The 16,319-nt window shown below is 42.3% G+C and carries 14 protein-coding genes; 6 read left to right on the forward strand and 8 right to left on the reverse strand.

The features are described from left to right. Positions 1-19 precede the first annotated feature (19 nt). The 5 genes from JZO85_RS09645 to JZO85_RS09665 all read right to left on the reverse strand — a co-directional run bounded on the left by JZO85_RS09645 (position 20) and on the right by JZO85_RS09665 (position 4,134). Positions 20-1,009, reverse strand: coding sequence for a sensor histidine kinase (locus JZO85_RS09645; protein WP_207108300.1), 990 nt, complete (start codon positions 1,007-1,009; stop codon positions 20-22). Next, the gene (locus JZO85_RS09650) at positions 1,006-1,686 is read right to left on the reverse strand and encodes a response regulator transcription factor (protein WP_207108301.1); all 681 of its coding nucleotides are present in this window, start codon (positions 1,684-1,686) and stop codon (positions 1,006-1,008) included. The genes JZO85_RS09645 and JZO85_RS09650 overlap by 4 nt, the downstream gene beginning before the upstream one ends. 197 nt (positions 1,687-1,883) lie before the next feature. Beyond that, positions 1,884-2,714: a TIGR03943 family putative permease subunit gene (locus JZO85_RS09655; protein WP_207108323.1), complete on the reverse strand. Its 831-nt coding sequence runs from the start codon at positions 2,712-2,714 to the stop codon at positions 1,884-1,886. 91 nt (positions 2,715-2,805) lie between these two features. Beyond that, the gene (locus JZO85_RS09660) at positions 2,806-3,702 is read right to left on the reverse strand and encodes a permease (RefSeq protein ID WP_207108302.1); all 897 of its coding nucleotides are present in this window, start codon (positions 3,700-3,702) and stop codon (positions 2,806-2,808) included. 156 nt (positions 3,703-3,858) lie between these two features. After that, the gene (locus tag JZO85_RS09665; protein ID WP_207108303.1) at positions 3,859-4,134 is read right to left on the reverse strand and encodes an HU family DNA-binding protein; all 276 of its coding nucleotides are present in this window, start codon (positions 4,132-4,134) and stop codon (positions 3,859-3,861) included. A gap of 333 nt (positions 4,135-4,467) precedes the next feature. On the opposite strand from JZO85_RS09665, the gene JZO85_RS09670 reads away from it, so the two are divergent. After that, complete coding sequence (locus JZO85_RS09670) at positions 4,468-5,991, forward strand: AcpB/EbpR/MafR family transcriptional regulator (RefSeq protein WP_207108304.1); 1,524 nt, start codon at positions 4,468-4,470, stop codon at positions 5,989-5,991. Then, positions 5,969-7,504, forward strand: coding sequence for an AcpB/EbpR/MafR family transcriptional regulator (locus tag JZO85_RS09675; RefSeq protein ID WP_207108305.1), 1,536 nt, complete (start codon positions 5,969-5,971; stop codon positions 7,502-7,504). The genes JZO85_RS09670 and JZO85_RS09675 overlap by 23 nt, the downstream gene beginning before the upstream one ends. A 2-nt stretch (positions 7,505-7,506) precedes the next feature. Here the strand turns inward: JZO85_RS09675 and JZO85_RS09680 are convergent, their stop codons facing one another. Continuing rightward, entirely contained in the window at positions 7,507-7,890 is a 384-nt protein-coding gene (locus tag JZO85_RS09680) for a hypothetical protein (RefSeq protein WP_207108306.1), read from the reverse strand. A gap of 295 nt (positions 7,891-8,185) precedes the next feature. On the opposite strand from JZO85_RS09680, the gene ald reads away from it, so the two are divergent. Further along, a complete protein-coding gene (gene ald / locus JZO85_RS09685) occupies positions 8,186-9,322 on the forward strand; it encodes an alanine dehydrogenase (protein ID WP_207108307.1) in 1,137 nt (378 codons plus the stop codon). A gap of 80 nt (positions 9,323-9,402) precedes the next feature. Continuing rightward, complete coding sequence (locus JZO85_RS09690; RefSeq protein ID WP_207108308.1) at positions 9,403-11,103, forward strand: M3 family oligoendopeptidase; 1,701 nt, start codon at positions 9,403-9,405, stop codon at positions 11,101-11,103. Positions 11,104-11,144: 41 nt separating this feature from the next. On the opposite strand, the gene JZO85_RS09695 is transcribed toward JZO85_RS09690, so the two are convergent. Next, positions 11,145-12,548: an LPXTG cell wall anchor domain-containing protein gene (locus tag JZO85_RS09695; protein WP_207108309.1), complete on the reverse strand. Its 1,404-nt coding sequence runs from the start codon at positions 12,546-12,548 to the stop codon at positions 11,145-11,147. Positions 12,549-12,806: 258 nt separating this feature from the next. Then, positions 12,807-13,586: an ABC transporter ATP-binding protein gene (locus tag JZO85_RS09700; RefSeq protein WP_207108310.1), complete on the reverse strand. Its 780-nt coding sequence runs from the start codon at positions 13,584-13,586 to the stop codon at positions 12,807-12,809. 106 nt (positions 13,587-13,692) lie between these two features. Between JZO85_RS09700 and JZO85_RS09705 the strand changes: the two genes are divergently transcribed. After that, positions 13,693-14,388 carry a TIGR00266 family protein gene (locus JZO85_RS09705; RefSeq protein WP_207108311.1) on the forward strand — a complete coding sequence of 232 codons (696 nt, stop codon included), beginning with the start codon at positions 13,693-13,695 and terminating at the stop codon, positions 14,386-14,388. Positions 14,389-14,465: 77 nt separating this feature from the next. Next, positions 14,466-16,247, forward strand: a complete 1,782-nt coding sequence (locus JZO85_RS09710) for a putative polysaccharide biosynthesis protein (RefSeq protein WP_207108312.1) — start codon at positions 14,466-14,468, stop codon at positions 16,245-16,247. Positions 16,248-16,319 lie beyond the last annotated feature (72 nt).

The following is a 16,319-nucleotide window of genomic DNA, read 5'->3' on the forward strand; positions in this document are numbered from 1 at the left end:
CAATCATGAAAGTTTGGATTTATTCAAACGCTGATATTTCTTCAGGAAAGACGATGGTAACCGCTGTTCCTTTTTTTACCTTTGATTCAATATAGATGCGGCAGCCTAATTTAGCTGCTGCCTCCTTGCTTAGATACAGACCTAGCCCGCTGGCTCTTTGCTGCTCTCGACCATTTAACCCGGTATAGCCCTTCTCAAAAACTCTTGGTAAGTCCTCCGCCTGAATCCCCATCCCCGTGTCACGGATCGCTAGCTGATTGTCCGCAAAAGAAATGCTGATTGTTCCATTTTCAGTATATTTGATCGCGTTAAAAATGACCTGCTCTAAAATAAAAATCAGCCACTTTTTGTCCGAATAGACCACGCCCTCAAGCTGTCCAAGCTGCAGGCTTAGATCCTTTTGGGAGAAAAAGGTCGCATATTTTTTAACAACTGATTTTACGACTTTTTCAATTGATAATTGCTGAAAAACCAAATCCGCTTGGTCTAAATTTTGACGCATGTAATTTAAAATCATCTGCAGGTATTCATTGATCTTAAAGACTTCATTTTTCATCATTCGGGGCTCCAGCTGCCCTGATTGAATCAATAGATCTAAAGCTGCGACGGGGGTCTTGATTTGATGCAGCCAGAGTCCAAAGTCGTTCAGCATGTCCTTTTGCTTTTGCTGAAGCGCTTCTTGCTGTTGATTTTTAGTTTCCAAAACCAATCGTAACGTTTCTTGATAATTCTTCTCGCTCAAGGTCTGCGCTTTTGGCAGAAAAACTAGGCTGCCTAGCTGTAAATCCTTCGTTATTAATTGCTCCAGCCGCTTTTGCTTGCGTGCCGCTCGATAAAAAGAGACGATGGAATAGACCACCAGCATAAACATTGTAAACAGCCAGCCATCCCAAAAAGGCGCGAAGTCTAACTCATAAAGATAAAAGGTTAGAAAGATCAAGCCCCAGAAAACAATATACATCCCATAGATGATCCACCGTTCATAAAAAAAACTTTTTAGCAGCTTCATTTTTTTCCCTCTATTAAGTATCCTTTGTTTTTGACCGTTTGAATCAAGCTGTTGATTCCAAAATCATTCAGCTTCTTGCGTAATCGCGTCAAATTAACCGCCAAAGTGTTGTTGTCAATAAAATCATCACTTTGCCACAAGGTCTCAATGATTTGCTCCCGCGGAACGATTTTCCCCTGCGCGGAAAAGAGGACACTCAGGATACGTGATTCATTGGGGGTCAAGGGCAAGTGATCCTTTGGCGATTGAATTTGATTAATCGCCGGCACAAACTGATACTCGTCAAAAGAATATGTCAGCTGTTGTCCGTATTGATAACTGCGTCGCAGCAATGCTTGGATCTTTGCTAATAAAATGGTCAGCTCAAATGGTTTTTCAATGAACTCATCGGCTCCCATATTCAAAGCCATCACCTGATTCATTTGATCTTTGGCAGAAGACAAGAAAATGATCGGCACCTCAGATACCTTTCGAATCTCTTGGCACCAATAAAAACCATTAAAATAAGGCAAAGAGATATCTAGGATGACTAAATCCGGCTGCGCCTTTTGATAGTCATCAAAAACCTGCTGAAAATCAGTTGCGGCGGCACATTCCATTCCCCACTGTGTCAAATGCTGCTGAATGACCGAAACGATCGTCATGTCGTCTTCTACAAGAAAAATTTTACTCGTCATTTATCGTACCTTCTACTTTTTCCTTTTATTATACTAGAAAACTCCCTCATAATAGAAGATTCATTTTGTAAAACGCTGGGAAGTTCAACAAAAGTTTTTTTGAAAAATACTTTACAAAAAGAAAGCCAAACGACCATTTTACCTTCAATTATGAAAGTATTTGATCGTTTGGCCTTTGTTTATTCTTTTTTCTGTAGTTAGAATGCTCGGTAGACGTATTGATTTTTTGGTGCACTGACTGTCTGCACGTTGCTGACTTCAACTGATGGGATTTGCCGATCAAAAGGCTCAAAGAAATCCAGCGTGAGTATTCCTTCAACATGCAGCCACTGATTGTTCTTCACCGTCAAGTGCTCCGGCAATTTGGTCATCAAGCCAAACACGCCAGAATCAGCAACACAGTGAATGATCCCAAAACGGAACAGAAAGTCGTATTTTTGATTGTTCTTATTCGCTTCATATACGAAGCCGCTAAATGAAACCTTTTTACCGACAAAAGAATTGGGATAATTATAGATTAATTCCATCACCTCTAAGTAATTTTCATCCGTAATCACCAACTGTTGATCAGCCTCGTATTTCTTCATCAGCTTCGTCATCTGATCATTATAGTCGCTTTTATTGTAATAAATACTCGTATCAGGCTTCAAATACTGTGTGTTCATCTCAGGGTCCCCCACGGATTCCTTGCTGATAGGAAAACTAAACCCTTTCGCTTCAACAATCGTCGTATCTAGGCTAATCGTTGGAAACAGCGTACCTGCAATCAACGGAAGCACTAGCAGTAAATAAGCCATTCCTCTTTGATAAGGTTTATTCAAGCCGTGATCGTGCCCTTCATGAACCAGCTGTTGTTCTTTCCCACTCGCCCATATTCTCAGCTGTACCAGAGCCAATAAAAGCGACAAAAACATCGTCAGAAAAATTAAATAGCGATAATGCACGTTGAGGTATTGATCTAATTTCCCAGAAACCTGCAGGTACATCATCCATTCAAAATAGCCAGATAAAATCAGAAAGCGTATCATCATTTCGCTCCTTTGTTGTTTTATGTATTCCTTTGATCTCACTGCTGCGTGTCATTCGTCCAAAATAGTGTTCATTTGCGAATCTGTCAGTCTAAATCACAAGCGCATAAATCGTGACAATCACACTGATCAAAGCAATCAATTGCAGAATAAATTTCCCATGAAAACTGCGCTTCATCATCATCAAGTTTTTGATATCCACCATTGGGCCAAAAACGAGAAAGCCCACGATGGCATTGGTGCCAAACAGGCTTAATAAGGATGAGCCGACAAAGGCATCCGCTTCCGAACAAAGCGACATAGTAAAGGCCAAAAACAGCATCACTAAAATACCGATGATTTTAGATGAGGTCAGCTGCAGCATAAATTGCGTAGGCAAAAAGACCTGCATCCCGCTGGCGATTAAGGCGCCAATAATCAAATAGCGTCCCGTGTCAAAGAATTCATCGATTCCATGAACGAGGACGGACCAAATTTTCCCACCAAAAGCTGGAGGTTCTTCTTGGTCGTGCTGATGATCCTCGTGAATATGCCCCTCTGACTTCAAAATCGGTGAACGATTGAAATAGGCGATCCATGAGCCCACAATCAAAGCCACAACAAAACTACCTATTGCTCTCAATAAGGCAAATCGAACACTGTTGCCAAACGCGATATACGTTGAAAATAAAACGATGGGGTTGATAATTGGAGCGGTCACCATAAATGCAAATGCCGTATGCTCCGGCACTCCCTTACGCATGAACTGCGTAACGATCGGTACGATCCCGCATTCGCATGAAGGAAAAAAGAACCCTAAAAAGGAGCCGACAAGAATTGCTAGAAATCTATTTTTAGGCAGGATTCTTTTTACCCGTTCAGGTGTTAAAAAGACCTGCAGCGCTCCTGAGATGAGGCAGCCTAATAGAACAAAAGGAATCGCCTCGATGACAATCGATAGAAAGATCGCGCTCATTTGTAAAATCGAATGTGGCAGAAAATTAAACATGTCTCTCCTCCAAAATTTTCACTGTTTAAAGATATACTCTTTTTCTTCAAAAGATACAAGAAATTTTCGATTCACAAACTTTTTTTTACCTTTTTTTATCGTTTGACCCTTTTAAAACACAAAAAAACCCGCTCATAAAGAGCGGGTTAGTATTTGCTATTTTACAGCGTCTTTTAATTGTTTACCAGCTTTAAAAGCAGGTGATTTGCTTGCTGCAATGGTGATTTCTTCACCAGTTTGAGGGTTGCGGCCTTTACGGGCAGCACGTTCGCGTACTTCAAAGTTACCAAAGCCGATAACTTGGACTTTTTCGCCAGCTTTCAATGATGATTGGATTCCATCAAATAAAGCATCCACAGCTGATGTTGCGTCTTTTTTTGTCAATCCAGTCTTTTCTGCTACTTGTTCAACCAAACTTTGTTTATTGATCATAATGTATAGCCTCCACTATCTTTTTTAATGTATTCCATAGACAATTCTATTCGTTCTTGCGCAGAAAGGCAACAGTTAAAGCTCTATTTCTCTTTTTTTCGTTTTTCCACTTTTTTCGTTTTCTTTTATTGCGAATTAAAAAAATAAAAAAATTATAGAAAGATTTTCTAAATATTTTGTGTTTTTCCTTATTAAATTGGTCTTTCAAATTATAATAATTCTTAATGATAATTTGTTAAATAACAAAAATGATAGTAAATTAAGGTTTTCAGGCTTGTTTTACCATTCTTTGAACATTATATTAAATAAAAAAATGTTCAAGGAGTTTTACTGATGAATTTACGAGGGTTAATGAAAAAAGAAACGAGCAGAAGGCTGCGTATTATCGAGGAGCTCTATTACGCAAAGGACTATATCGCTTCGAAAGATTTAAGGGCCATGATGAAATGCTCGCTGCCGATACTGCTTAACGATATCGGCTTCCTAAATGGGGAGAACCTGCCATTTCAAATAAAAAAAAGTGATGGACTCTATTCCATTGAATTTGAGGAGCACGCGACGCTCGATGTCGTCTACTCTTACATGCTTCGCAGAAATTTGGAATTTGAAATCTTTGAATCTCTTTTCTTTGAAGAGCACACGGGCATCCAGCCGGCAGCCAAAGAACTAAACTGCAGTTTTTCCAATATGCAGCGCTATCTGATCGCTATTAGAGAGCGCGTAGTGAAATGGGGGATCTCGGTCCTTAATCGTCCCCTGCATATTGAAGGAGACGAGCTGGTGATCCGGGGCTTTTATTATAAATTCTTTAAAGAAGCGCGTGTGCCATTCACCAATTATAAATTTTCTCGTAGATTGGTGAGTGCTGTCGATCAGCTGATTCGCCAAATTTTGACAGAGAACAATGTCACAAACAATATGAATATCCATTTTCAACTGATGCACAGCTTCCTGATTGCCCTGCGCCGTCTAGATAATGGCTATACGCTTGAAGGACTCCCTGTTGATAGTGGCTTACTCATTCCAACAATAGAGCAGCTTCCCAGACTGGTTCGATTCATCCGGCAAGAAAGTACGATCGACTTTACAGAAAAGGAATTAAGAGAGTGTCTATGGCCTTTGTTCAGTCATCAGTTGATTTTGAACCACTCCCAGCAATCCATTGCTCATAAAAAGAATAAGCAGCTGGCAAGTTTTTATGAAACCCATCATTTCTTATTAGAAAGTATCAACGATCTGCTGGCCTCTCCTCTTTCACAGGCTGAGATGGTGGAAACGATGCGCCTGTTAGGCAATGAACTCTTTTGCTATTTTCCCGATAAGCGTTCAATAGAAATTCTGCAGGAGCCGAATAGGATGCTTTTGAACCTAGTGGACAAAAAATACAGTCGGGAACTTAGTAAGCTTCGAAGGGTCGTCAGTGACTTTTTGATCCCTCAGAGAAAAGAAGCCTTTATCCCAATTTATATCTGCTGCTTGATTACGATAGTAGATAATATTTTTCAACGGCTGGCTGAATTGGACAAGCCCATCAAGGTTCTCTTGCTATCGGATGCTTCGACCTCTCACGAGCGGTTCTGGCAATCGATTTTGCCTGCCCACATCAACGGGACAGTGAACTATGACTATTTTGAAACACCCTTTATTTTGCAGGAGCAGCTGACTAAATTAACGAAGGCCTACGATCTGATTGTTACCAATGTGACTATGACAGATCTAGAATCTGCCTGCCCGCTGATTGCGATCAATGCTTACCCTACTGCAAAAGATATTAAACGGATCCAAGAATTTATTAACGAGTTTGATCCACTCCCGTCACGAAAGGAACTATATAATGAACTTACGCCGTCTACTTAAACGAGATAGTCAGCGTCAATTGCAGCTAATCGAATTACTTTATTACTCTCCACACCCTCGTTCAAGCGAGGAGCTGATGACAACGATTCAATGTACACTCCCCATCTTGCTAAGCGACATACGCGCCATTAATAAACAGAGTGATTATTATAAAATTAACAACGAAAATAGTTTGTATTCGTTAGAATTAAAGGATAATGCCACCTTAGATGTATTCATTTCAACGATGCTTACAAATTCGATGGCCTTTAAAATATTAGAGGTGATCTTTTATGAAGACTGCTATTCCTTAATCGAGCTTTCAAAGCGGCTCTTTTGCAGCTTGAGTACGGCCCAGGCCTTTATGATAAATCTACAAACCGTTCTGGCAGGCTGGAAAATGACCATTTTGCGTCGGCCCTACCGCTTAGCCGGAAATGAAGTGGCGATCCGGCATTTGTTTTTCCTGTATTTCTCAGAAAAGAAAGCAGAACGGGAAAGTACCCCCTTCAGCTCTGAATTCTTTCAATTCGGAGATGAGATCATTCGATCGATGATCGCCAATAATAAATTGGAGGTATCCCTGGCCCAGTACAATCGCTTGAGTCTTACCTTTTTTATCAGCTTGGTTCGCAATTCAAATGAACACTTCATCCCCATTGAAATGTTGAAATCAACAGCGGTCACTTCTCCCAGCCAACAGGCCATCGATAACTTCGATTACTATTTGATGGAGGAATTGGACCTTTTATATTCTGAAGATGTCATGAAGGACAGCTTTTGGCTGCTCTATTCTGATTTATTTTTACTAGGAGACGAACAAATAGATCGAGCGCTCCAAACCAACCATTCTTTGGCGTATCATTTTGAGACACATTTCATACTAGCGGAAAGGCTGAGTAAGATGCTCATCACTCCCTTGAGTGAACGAAAAAAGGAGCAGCTGGCAACGATTTTGGTCAACCAGCATCTTTTTCATGCAAAGACAAAGGAATTTATCAGTGTGCTGCAGGATCGAAAAAAAGAATGCTTGTACCTTTTAGATACCTTTCATGCTCACAGTGTTCATCAGCTGCGTAATTTAGTGATTAAATTCACGGATGAGTATGATCTTTTTAAGTCCTCCGAGTTTATCGATAACTATGTGTATCAAATTATCGCGGCGGTTCCCAGCTGCTTGAACGGTATGAAGCAGCTCGCTAAGCCGGTCAATCTGCTGATTGTTTCCAGCGATTCAAAAATGCAGGAAAGCTTATTGTCTGAGCTTTTGCGTCTTTCAATTAAAGGAAATTATGCGATTCATCAAATCAATGTCAATCAATTACATAATCAGAGCTATCTAGAAGTTTTTGAAGAATACGATGTGGTGATCAGTACTTCTACCTTCGATGTTCCAAGCTGTAAAACTCCGATCATCGCCGTTGAGCTCTGTCCTAGCATGCACTCAATAACTAAGATTCAACAGCTGATTGATAAAATCGTATTAGAAAACAACCAGTTCACCGCAAAATTAATTGAAGAAGGACTTGAGTAACATTACTCAAGTCCTTCTTTTAGTCGAGCTATTTCTTTATCCATCGAAGCCTTCTCTGCTGTCAGGCTGTCAATCATCCTTTGATACTTCTCTTTCCCATTCTTTTTACGTATGACATTTAACTGAACTGCTGAAAATGAAATGACCACTAGTGCAAGAAAGACAATTACAGCGAAAATAGCGCTTAATTCCATTCTAAAAAGTGTATATAGTAACACGATCAAAGCAATCACAATTTCAACGATGCTGAGTTTGGCTCTGCGGCCTCCCCCGAAAATGATCCGCTTTAGTATCGGTCCGTGCAATAATTCTTCATAGCGAGTCAAGCGTGCTTCAAGGAAGCTGACTTGCTCTTTCAATAAATCAATTCGTTGTTTTTCCGGCATAGTGACTTCGCTCCTTAGTATCCTTGTACCCATTATCGCTAGTTCCTGCTGTTTTCGCAAATATTTTATTTATCATTATAAAAATAATAATTTTTGACAGTCTGCACACACAATAAGAACTTGCTAAGCATATACAGGCTACTATTAAAAAATGTAAAGGATTTCATTTGCTCACAATTGTTCATCGCCATTGAATACTTTGCGAATTCTTAGTTGAAATTGTTCTGAAATCCTGTACAATTATTTTGTAAGCGAATCCACTTCGTATACGAATAGTTAAGAAGGAGTGTGTCAAATGATTATTGGAATTCCAAAAGAAATCAAGAACAATGAAAACCGTGTTGCCCTTCCCCCATCTGGAGTATTTGATCTGACAAATCGTGGTCATCAAGTATTAGTAGAAAAAGATGCCGGCAAAGGTTCTGCGATCACTGATGAAGAGTATGCTGCCGCAGGTGCTACCATCATCAACGACGCTGCTGAAGTTTGGGCAGCTGACATGGTCATGAAAGTAAAGGAGCCGCTTCCTGAAGAGTATCAGTATTTCCGTAAAGGATTATTATTATTCACGTATCTGCACTTAGCAGCAAACAAACCTTTAACTGAAGCTTTAGTCAACAGCGGTGTAAATGCTATCGCTTATGAAAATGTACAACCGGCAGACAATACATTGCCATTACTTGCTCCAATGAGTGAAATCGCTGGCCGCATGGCGGCTCAAATCGGTGCCAACTACTTAGAACGCGTCAACGGCGGCAAAGGAATCTTGCTATCTGGTGTACCAGGCGTACGTCGAGGCAATGTCGTTGTTATCGGCGGCGGTGTGGTTGGATTGAACGCTGCGAAACTAGCCTTAGGATTAGGCGCGAATGTAACGATCTTGGATGTCAGCGTTCCTCGTCTGAAGGAACTAGATATCATCTTCGGCAACAGTGTTCAAACAATGATGTCAAATAGCTTCAATATCCAAGAATGCCTAAAAACAGCTGATTTAGTTATCGGGGCGGTCTTGATTCCAGGGCACAAAGCACCTACTTTAGTTACGAAGGAAATGGTTGCAACGATCCCTGATCACTCAGTCATCGTCGATGTAGCTATTGACCAAGGCGGAATCTTTGAAACAGAAGATCGGGTAACGACTCACGATGAACCGACTTATGTGAAAGAAGGCGTTGTTCACTATGCGGTAGCCAATATGCCAGGTGCCGTTCCGCAAACAGCTACCTATGCTTTAAGCAACAGCACAATGAGCTATGCGAACTTATTAGCGAACAACCCGCTAGAAGACTTATTAAAGGACAACTTAGCTCTTCGCCGCGGAGTCAATACCTATAATGGCAAGCTGACGATCGAAGCTGTAGCCAAAGATCTTGACATGCCGTACACACCGATCGATGGATTATTGAACGAAGAATTAATGATGAACTCTTAAAACAGGAAAAAACTGTCAGCGTCCTGCTGGCAGTTTTTTTGTTATAATAGTCTGAAATCTTTTATTCTAGGAGGCCTACCATGATTTTTTCAGATTTTCCTTACGAACGTCCAGATCTTGCTCGCTATGAAGCGATCTTCAATAAAGTGACTACTCAGTTCTCTGAAGCGGCTGATTATTCAGAAGCCAAGCAAGCCTTGAAAGAGCTGAATCATTTACGCAGCAACATGTTTAAAAATATGAAATTATCCTATATTCGCTATTCGCTCAATAACAATGACTCCTTTTACCGCACGGAAAACGATTTTTGGGATCAGCAGGAACCCTTGGTTAAGCAGATCCATAATCAGTTTTATAGAAGTCTGCTGGCATCGCCATTCCGTTCGCAATTGGAGGCAGACTTTCCTGAGACGCTTTTTCTTTTTGCGGAGGATCAGCTGCGGCTTTTAGACGACTCTGTCATTGAATTGAAGCAGCATGAAAATGAAGCGATCAGCCAATATACTCTTTTAATCGCCACAGCTGAGATCGCGTTTGACGGAAAGACACGCACGCTCTCCGAATTGTCCGCATTTTTTACCGTTCCTGATCGAGAAACGCGCAAAGCCGCCCAGCAGGCTTACGAAGATTTTTTCGTTGCACATGAACAAGAGCTGGACACCATTTTCGATCAGCTGGTCAAGATTCGCCACCAACAGGCACAAAAGCTGGGCTTCCACAATTATGTGGACTATGGCGATCGCTTAATGAATCGCTGGGGCTACGATCGCCATCAGCTGCAAGCCTTTCGCCAGTTTATCGTGGATGAGGTCGTACCGATCAACCAAAAGCTTTACCAACGACAAAAGGAACGACTAGGTGTAGAATCACTGACCCATTATGATTTGCCGCTGGTTTACCCAAATGGGAATCCGCGTCCGCAAGGAAATGCAGAAGAGCTGATCCAAAAAGCACAAACGATGTACCATGAATTATCCGAAGAGACGGGTGCCTTTTTCGATACCATGGCAAAGCAAAAGCTGCTGGATTTGACCAGTCGCCCCGGCAAACAAAACGGCGGCTACTGCGAGTTTATCGACGATGTTCAGCTGCCCTTTATCTTCGCTAATTTCAACGGCACGGCGGATGATATCGATGTCTTGACGCATGAAACAGGTCATGCCTTTCAAAGCTATTTATCGCGTTGGATCGAAGAACCGGAGCTGGTCTTTCCAACTTCTGATACCGCTGAGATCCATTCCATGAGCATGGAATTTTTCACGTGGCCTTGGATGGACACCTTTTTTGGCTCAGACAGTGAAAAATACAAATTTGCCCATTTAAGCAGTGCCCTGCAATTTTTACCCTACGGCGCCTTGGTCGATCATTACCAGGAAGAGGTTTATCTGCATCCTGATTGGTCGCCGGCCGAACGCAAAAACCGCTGGCGTCAGCTGGAGCAGATGTATTGTCCAGAACGAAATTATCAAGAGTCTGAGGCATTAGCTCGCGGAATCTACTGGTACCGTCAAGGACACATTTTTGAAGTGCCCTTCTATTACATTGATTACACCTTAGCACAAGTATGCGCCTTACAATTTTGGGCACGCAGTGTGCTTGAAAAGGACCCCACAGCCTGGAGAGATTATCTGGCGATTTGTCAGGTTGGCGGCAGTAAGACCTTTTTGGAGACAGTCCAATTGGGACACCTTTCCTCTCCTTTTGATGCGCAGAAAATGACTGAATTATTAGCTTCAGTCGATCACTATCTAGCGGTTATCCCCGAAAGTGTATTACGTTAGAGGGAAAGCCTGCTGAAAAATTATTTTCAGCAGGCTTTTTGCTAAGCTTTTTTTCTATTTAAGAAAAGTGCGGTGGAAAGAATGAGACAGGCACCACCGACAAGAGACAAAATTGACCCAATCTGTTCGTTGGTTTTTGGCAATGTGGTCTGTTTAACCGAGACTGCTGAAAGTTGCTTCTGCTGCACTGGTTTATGAATGATTGGTATCGCTTCTGGCAGCTTGTTCTTTTCCTCTGTTGGACCGCTTGCTGCTGTTTCTGCTGCTTGATTCCCGTTCCCAGCTGGATTGGGCTCATCAGGCATTTCTACATCGAGGGGAATCGTTGGATCAACAGCGCCAAAAATCCCTCCCATAGCGAAGGGCAGCTTAAAGGAGTAATTAAAAACGGCATCCGTCTCATATTCTTGATTGTATCGGACATCAAAATTTGAGACATTTTTGTAGGTAAAGGCCAGCCAATAGCGCATGTCAAAATTATTGGTACTTTGATTGTTGATCTCACCGATTTTTATATACTCATTATAGATCTTATAATACAGCTGATTGTTTTTCGTCACATAAAAATGTTGGATATTATTGTTGTTGAATAAATCAATGCTTTGCTCAAAATCAATGTCTGTAAAATTGAAAAAGCCTGACAGTTTTACTGGAGTGGCTGTAAGAGCATCTAAGAAAGAATAATTCAACAGCACATCTTTGATCCCCTTCATGGTGATTCCATTCTCTTTGTTGATATACAGAACCTGCCTTCCTGCCAAAGCTGTCCAGCCCTTGACCGTGATTCGCATATCAATGATCTTGCCCTTATAAGTACCAACGTTTTTATAGGTGACAGTAATCGTATTGGGTTTTTCCGAATCTAAATCAAACACATAGGAATAGCCGTCGCTTGTATAATTTTGCGTCCCTCCGACCACGTGCTCCTTCACATTCGCGAAATTCGGCATGAATTCATAGTCGTCAGGAACCTTCGTATTTTCATCAGTGACTGCTTTGCTGTGATCGACGATTTTCCCATCATGGTCATTTTTCAGCGCCGTTTTAGCTGTGGGCGTGGTCAAAACTTCAGCAGTTGCTTCGTCGTTCGTACTCGTCTCTTCTGATACACTTTCATCCTTTGATTCCTGATCGATTGCTGAAGCTTCCTTACTTTCCTTATCTTCTTCTACTGCCTCCATAGTTTCAATGGGCGCCACTGGCGTTTGAGACACCGGCTCTGGCTCCACTGCATCCATCTCCGCCGTTTCCTCAACAACTGGTACCTCTTCCGCTTCTGACTCCTCTGTAATAGAGGCTGCTGGACTGCTGTCAGAGCTCTGGACTAGTTCAATTGAACTATTAGTCGCAGCAAGGTCGATCGTTTCATCTGCCCAAGCAGTACTGGGTACCATCGAAAAGCCTAAAATCATGGTTGAAAACAAATAAATACTTCTCTTCGCCATAAATTACTCCTTTTATAATATATTTTAAAATTATCATAACATTATTCAACGAGATAAGGATAATTATTTTTAAAAAATGGTATTTCCTGTGATGAATATACAATATTTATCTAAAAAATGACTAGATAGATTCGAGGGGATATTTATTTCGCTATTGCTTGTAGCTGTATTAGAAGTAAAGCCATTTATTTCTTTTGCGATATTTTTATCAATAATTTTCAAACATCAAAAAAGACCCCTCGAAATGAGGAGTCCGTTCTATTTGGGTATCACCATCAAGCGATCATCGTTCATTTCGTGAAGCTCGATCGGCCGTTGGTAAAACTCATTCAAAATTTCTTCTTTTAGCAGCGCGTCTCTTCGCCCCTGCTTGAATATTTTCCCATCCCGGATCATCAGGACATGATTCAACAATGGCAGGATTTCTTCGGTATGGTGCGTCACATACAGCAGACTTGGTGCATCAGAGGCTTCCTTCATCTTTTTGATGCGCGACAATAGATCCTCTCGGGCAAATAAATCCAACCCGTTGCATGGTTCATCTAGGATCAACAGCTCAGGCTTTGCCATCAAGGCTCGGGCGATCAGCACAAGCTGCTTTTCTCCTTGAGACAAGACCTGATATACTTTGCCAATCAGCTTTTCCGCTCCCAATGAAGATAAGAGCTGCTTCGCCTCCTCCAGTTCGGCTTCCGTATATTCTTGATAAATACCGATGCTGGCAAATTTTCCGGAAAGCACGATCCACTCGGCTTGTTCTTCTCGATGAATTCGTTCCTGTAAGGATTGACTCACCCAACCGATCCGTTTGGTCAGGTCAGGAATCGATGTACGGCCAAACACTTCCCCTAAAACAGTCAGCTTCCCGCTGGAGGGCCATAAGTTTCCTGAGATCATATTCAGCATCAAGCTCTTCCCTGCACCGTTCAACCCTAAAATCGCCCAATCCTCACCAGCCTGGATGCGCCAATCGATATTCTGTAAAAGCTTCGTCTGCTGGCGAACAAACTGCACGTGTTCAAAAGCTAAAATTTCCATAGATTCTCCTCCACGTTTCCCTTTTTACAATTTTATCAAAAATACACAGAAAAGATACGTAAAATGATATAATTTTGACAGGTATAATTGAAAGGGGTTTAAAAAAATGAACTTTGAGCTATCAAACAGTACCTTTGCGCCTATCGCGAAGGTCTATTTACAACGTGGCGAACAATTACGAATCGAACCAGGAGCTATGGTCTATGAGCTCGGTGAAATAGAATTAGAAGGACAAATGAACACAAATGGCAAGAAAGGACTCGGCGGCGCGCTAAGTGCCTTAGGCCGCTCAGTAACTAGCGGCGAAAGCTTCTTTATCAGCACAGCCACTGCACATTCTGATGACGCCATGATCGCGATCGCTCCTTCTGCTCCGGGAAAAATCTTTGCTTTGGATGTCGGAGCTGAACATTGGCGGCTGAACACTGGCGCTTTTCTCGCCAGCGAAGAACAGGTGAATTATCAAATGAAGCGTCAAAAGCTTTCGGGAGCCTTGCTGGGAGGAACCGGCGGACTGTTTGTTATGGAGACCACCGGCAGCGGTCAGATTTTGGTGTCTGCTTTTGGCGACATCGAGAAAATCGAGCTGGACGGCAATGCGCCGGCGATCATCGATAATCAGCACGTCATCGCTTGGAGCAGTTCATTAGATTACCAGATTAAGGTGGCATCCGGCACGTTCGGATTCAAAACCGGCGAAGGCGTCGTAAATGAGTTTCATGGCCGTGGGTCGGTCTATATTCAAACTCGAAATATCGAAAGCTTCGCAAATCATATCAACAGCTTCAACCCTAAATCTTAAAGATTGCCGGACAGGATTGTAACTGGAGGAAAGAACAGGTAAAATATGGTGGATACTGTTGCAGAAAGCTGGTTTATATGACTGATAAAACTAAACACGAAAACGAGTTGAAGGAAACCCCTTCACGGATGGCTCGTTATCATAATACCGAAGCGGTCGTACCGCCTAAAAAAGAACGTAAAAAAGAAGCTGTACAGGCAACTGAAGCAGAACCTATCGAAGCAGCCGCCACTGCAGCCATTCCGAAAAAACAGGCAAGCGCTCAGGAACGAATGGTGCAAAGTACCGCTTGGCTGACGATCGGCAATATTTTTTCCCGATTGCTAGGTGCAGTCTATGTTATTCCTTGGATTGCTTGGATGCAGCCTCATGGACTAGAGGCCAATTATCTCTATACAAAGGGCTATAATGTTTACGCCCTTTTCTTAATGATTTCTACCGCTGGAATTCCGGCGGCGGTCGCCAAACAGACTGCCCGTTATAATTCGATGAATGAATACGGATTAAGTAAAAAGCTGCTGTTCTACACGATGCGGCTAATGACTGTCGGCGGAATAATCTGTGCGGCTATTATGTTTATAGGAGCCCCCTATCTTTCGCAAGGAAACGCTGATTTAGTTCCTGTGATGCGTTCCCTGAGTGTGGTCTTGTTGATTTTCCCTGCGATGAGTGTGATGCGCGGTTTCTTCCAAGGAAACAACAATATGAAGCCGTACGCTATTTCTCAAATCATCGAGCAAATCGCGCGGGTCTGCTACATGTTAGCATCTGCCTTCATAATCATGCAGATCAACAACGGCAGCTATAAGACAGCTGTTGTTCATTCAACCTTTGCGGCCTTTATCGGTGTCGCTTTTGCGATGGGCGTGCTGCTGTTCTCGCTGCTTAAGGAGCGTTCAGCCTTTCGTGAATTAATTAAAGAAAGCAACAATCAAATTACTTTTTCTGGGCGTCAGCTAATCCTTCAAATGATCCAGCAGGCGGTCCCATTTATTATCGTCGGCAGTGCGATCAGTATTTTCAAACTGATCGATCAATATTCCTTTGAGAAAATCATGTCAATCGTGACAGATAACTCCGCTGCGGAAAATGCCGACCTGTTTGCTTTGATCTCAGCCAATCCGGATAAATTAACCATGGTCGTGATCGCTCTCGGTACAGCGATGGCAACGGCCGGACTGCCGCTGATTACAGAACGCTTCACGAAAAAGGATCATCAGGGACTAGCAAGATTGGTAACGAATAATATTCAACTGCTTTTCTTTGTGATGATGCCTGCAACGGTGGGGATGATTGTCTTGGCTTATCCGTTGAATACATTGTTCTACTGGCCGAATGTACTTGGCTCTCAGCTACTAGCTGCTTCCTGTGTGGTGGGAATCATGATGGGGCTGTTCATGGTTTGTTCAACGATGCTTCAGGGGTTAGACGGCAATATGCAAGCCGTTTGGTTTTTGGCTGTCGGCATTTTTGTCAAAGCTGTCGCACAATTCCCATTAACGTATCTGTTTGAGGCTTACGGTCCATTAGTCGCGACCTTCGCAGGATTTTTAGTAGCAAACATGTTCTTGTTGGATCGAATCCATGTCATTACGAACTTCCCATTCCGAGAAACGATGACTGCCATCGCGAAAGTCACTGCGATGTCGATTATTATGGGAATCATCGCTTTCGTTGTGAAATTTGGCTGCGAAATGGTCTTAAGCTCAGATTCAAAAATGCAGTCTATGATCATTATTATCGTCGTAGCGGCCTTTGGCGGATTCACCTATATGATCTTAGCTTTGAAGACTCGAATGGCCGACAAGCTATTAGGCCCCCGCGTCGATGGTATTCGCCGTCGTTTACGGATGCGTTAGAGAGCTTTGCAACATTCTTTGCTTAGGACGTGGAGAATCCTGTTTTCTTAAATTCTTGAATTTACACTTTAA

Source organism: Candidatus Enterococcus murrayae (genome assembly GCF_017315985.1).
Classification (GTDB): domain Bacteria; phylum Bacillota; class Bacilli; order Lactobacillales; family Enterococcaceae; genus Enterococcus_A; species Enterococcus_A murrayae.

Bases quoted from the DNA above. Each gene is read 5' to 3' on its own strand.
- JZO85_RS09695 (WP_207108309.1), bottom strand. From the start codon at position 12,548: ATGGCGAAGAGAAGTATTTATTTGTTTTCAACCATGATTTTAGGCTTT.
- JZO85_RS09665 (WP_207108303.1), bottom strand. From the start codon at position 4,134: ATGATCAATAAACAAAGTTTGGTTGAACAAGTAGCAGAAAAGACTGGA.
- JZO85_RS09670 (WP_207108304.1), top strand. From the start codon at position 4,468: ATGAATTTACGAGGGTTAATGAAAAAAGAAACGAGCAGAAGGCTGCGT.
- JZO85_RS09650 (WP_207108301.1), bottom strand. From the start codon at position 1,686: ATGACGAGTAAAATTTTTCTTGTAGAAGACGACATGACGATCGTTTCG.
- JZO85_RS09705 (WP_207108311.1), top strand. From the start codon at position 13,693: ATGAACTTTGAGCTATCAAACAGTACCTTTGCGCCTATCGCGAAGGTC.
- JZO85_RS09710 (WP_207108312.1), top strand. From the start codon at position 14,466: ATGACTGATAAAACTAAACACGAAAACGAGTTGAAGGAAACCCCTTCA.
- JZO85_RS09645 (WP_207108300.1), bottom strand. From the start codon at position 1,009: ATGAAGCTGCTAAAAAGTTTTTTTTATGAACGGTGGATCATCTATGGG.
- JZO85_RS09655 (WP_207108323.1), bottom strand. From the start codon at position 2,714: ATGATACGCTTTCTGATTTTATCTGGCTATTTTGAATGGATGATGTAC.
- ald (WP_207108307.1), top strand. From the start codon at position 8,186: ATGATTATTGGAATTCCAAAAGAAATCAAGAACAATGAAAACCGTGTT.
- JZO85_RS09680 (WP_207108306.1), bottom strand. From the start codon at position 7,890: ATGCCGGAAAAACAACGAATTGATTTATTGAAAGAGCAAGTCAGCTTC.
- JZO85_RS09660 (WP_207108302.1), bottom strand. From the start codon at position 3,702: ATGTTTAATTTTCTGCCACATTCGATTTTACAAATGAGCGCGATCTTT.
- JZO85_RS09700 (WP_207108310.1), bottom strand. From the start codon at position 13,586: ATGGAAATTTTAGCTTTTGAACACGTGCAGTTTGTTCGCCAGCAGACG.
- JZO85_RS09675 (WP_207108305.1), top strand. From the start codon at position 5,969: ATGAACTTACGCCGTCTACTTAAACGAGATAGTCAGCGTCAATTGCAG.
- JZO85_RS09690 (WP_207108308.1), top strand. From the start codon at position 9,403: ATGATTTTTTCAGATTTTCCTTACGAACGTCCAGATCTTGCTCGCTAT.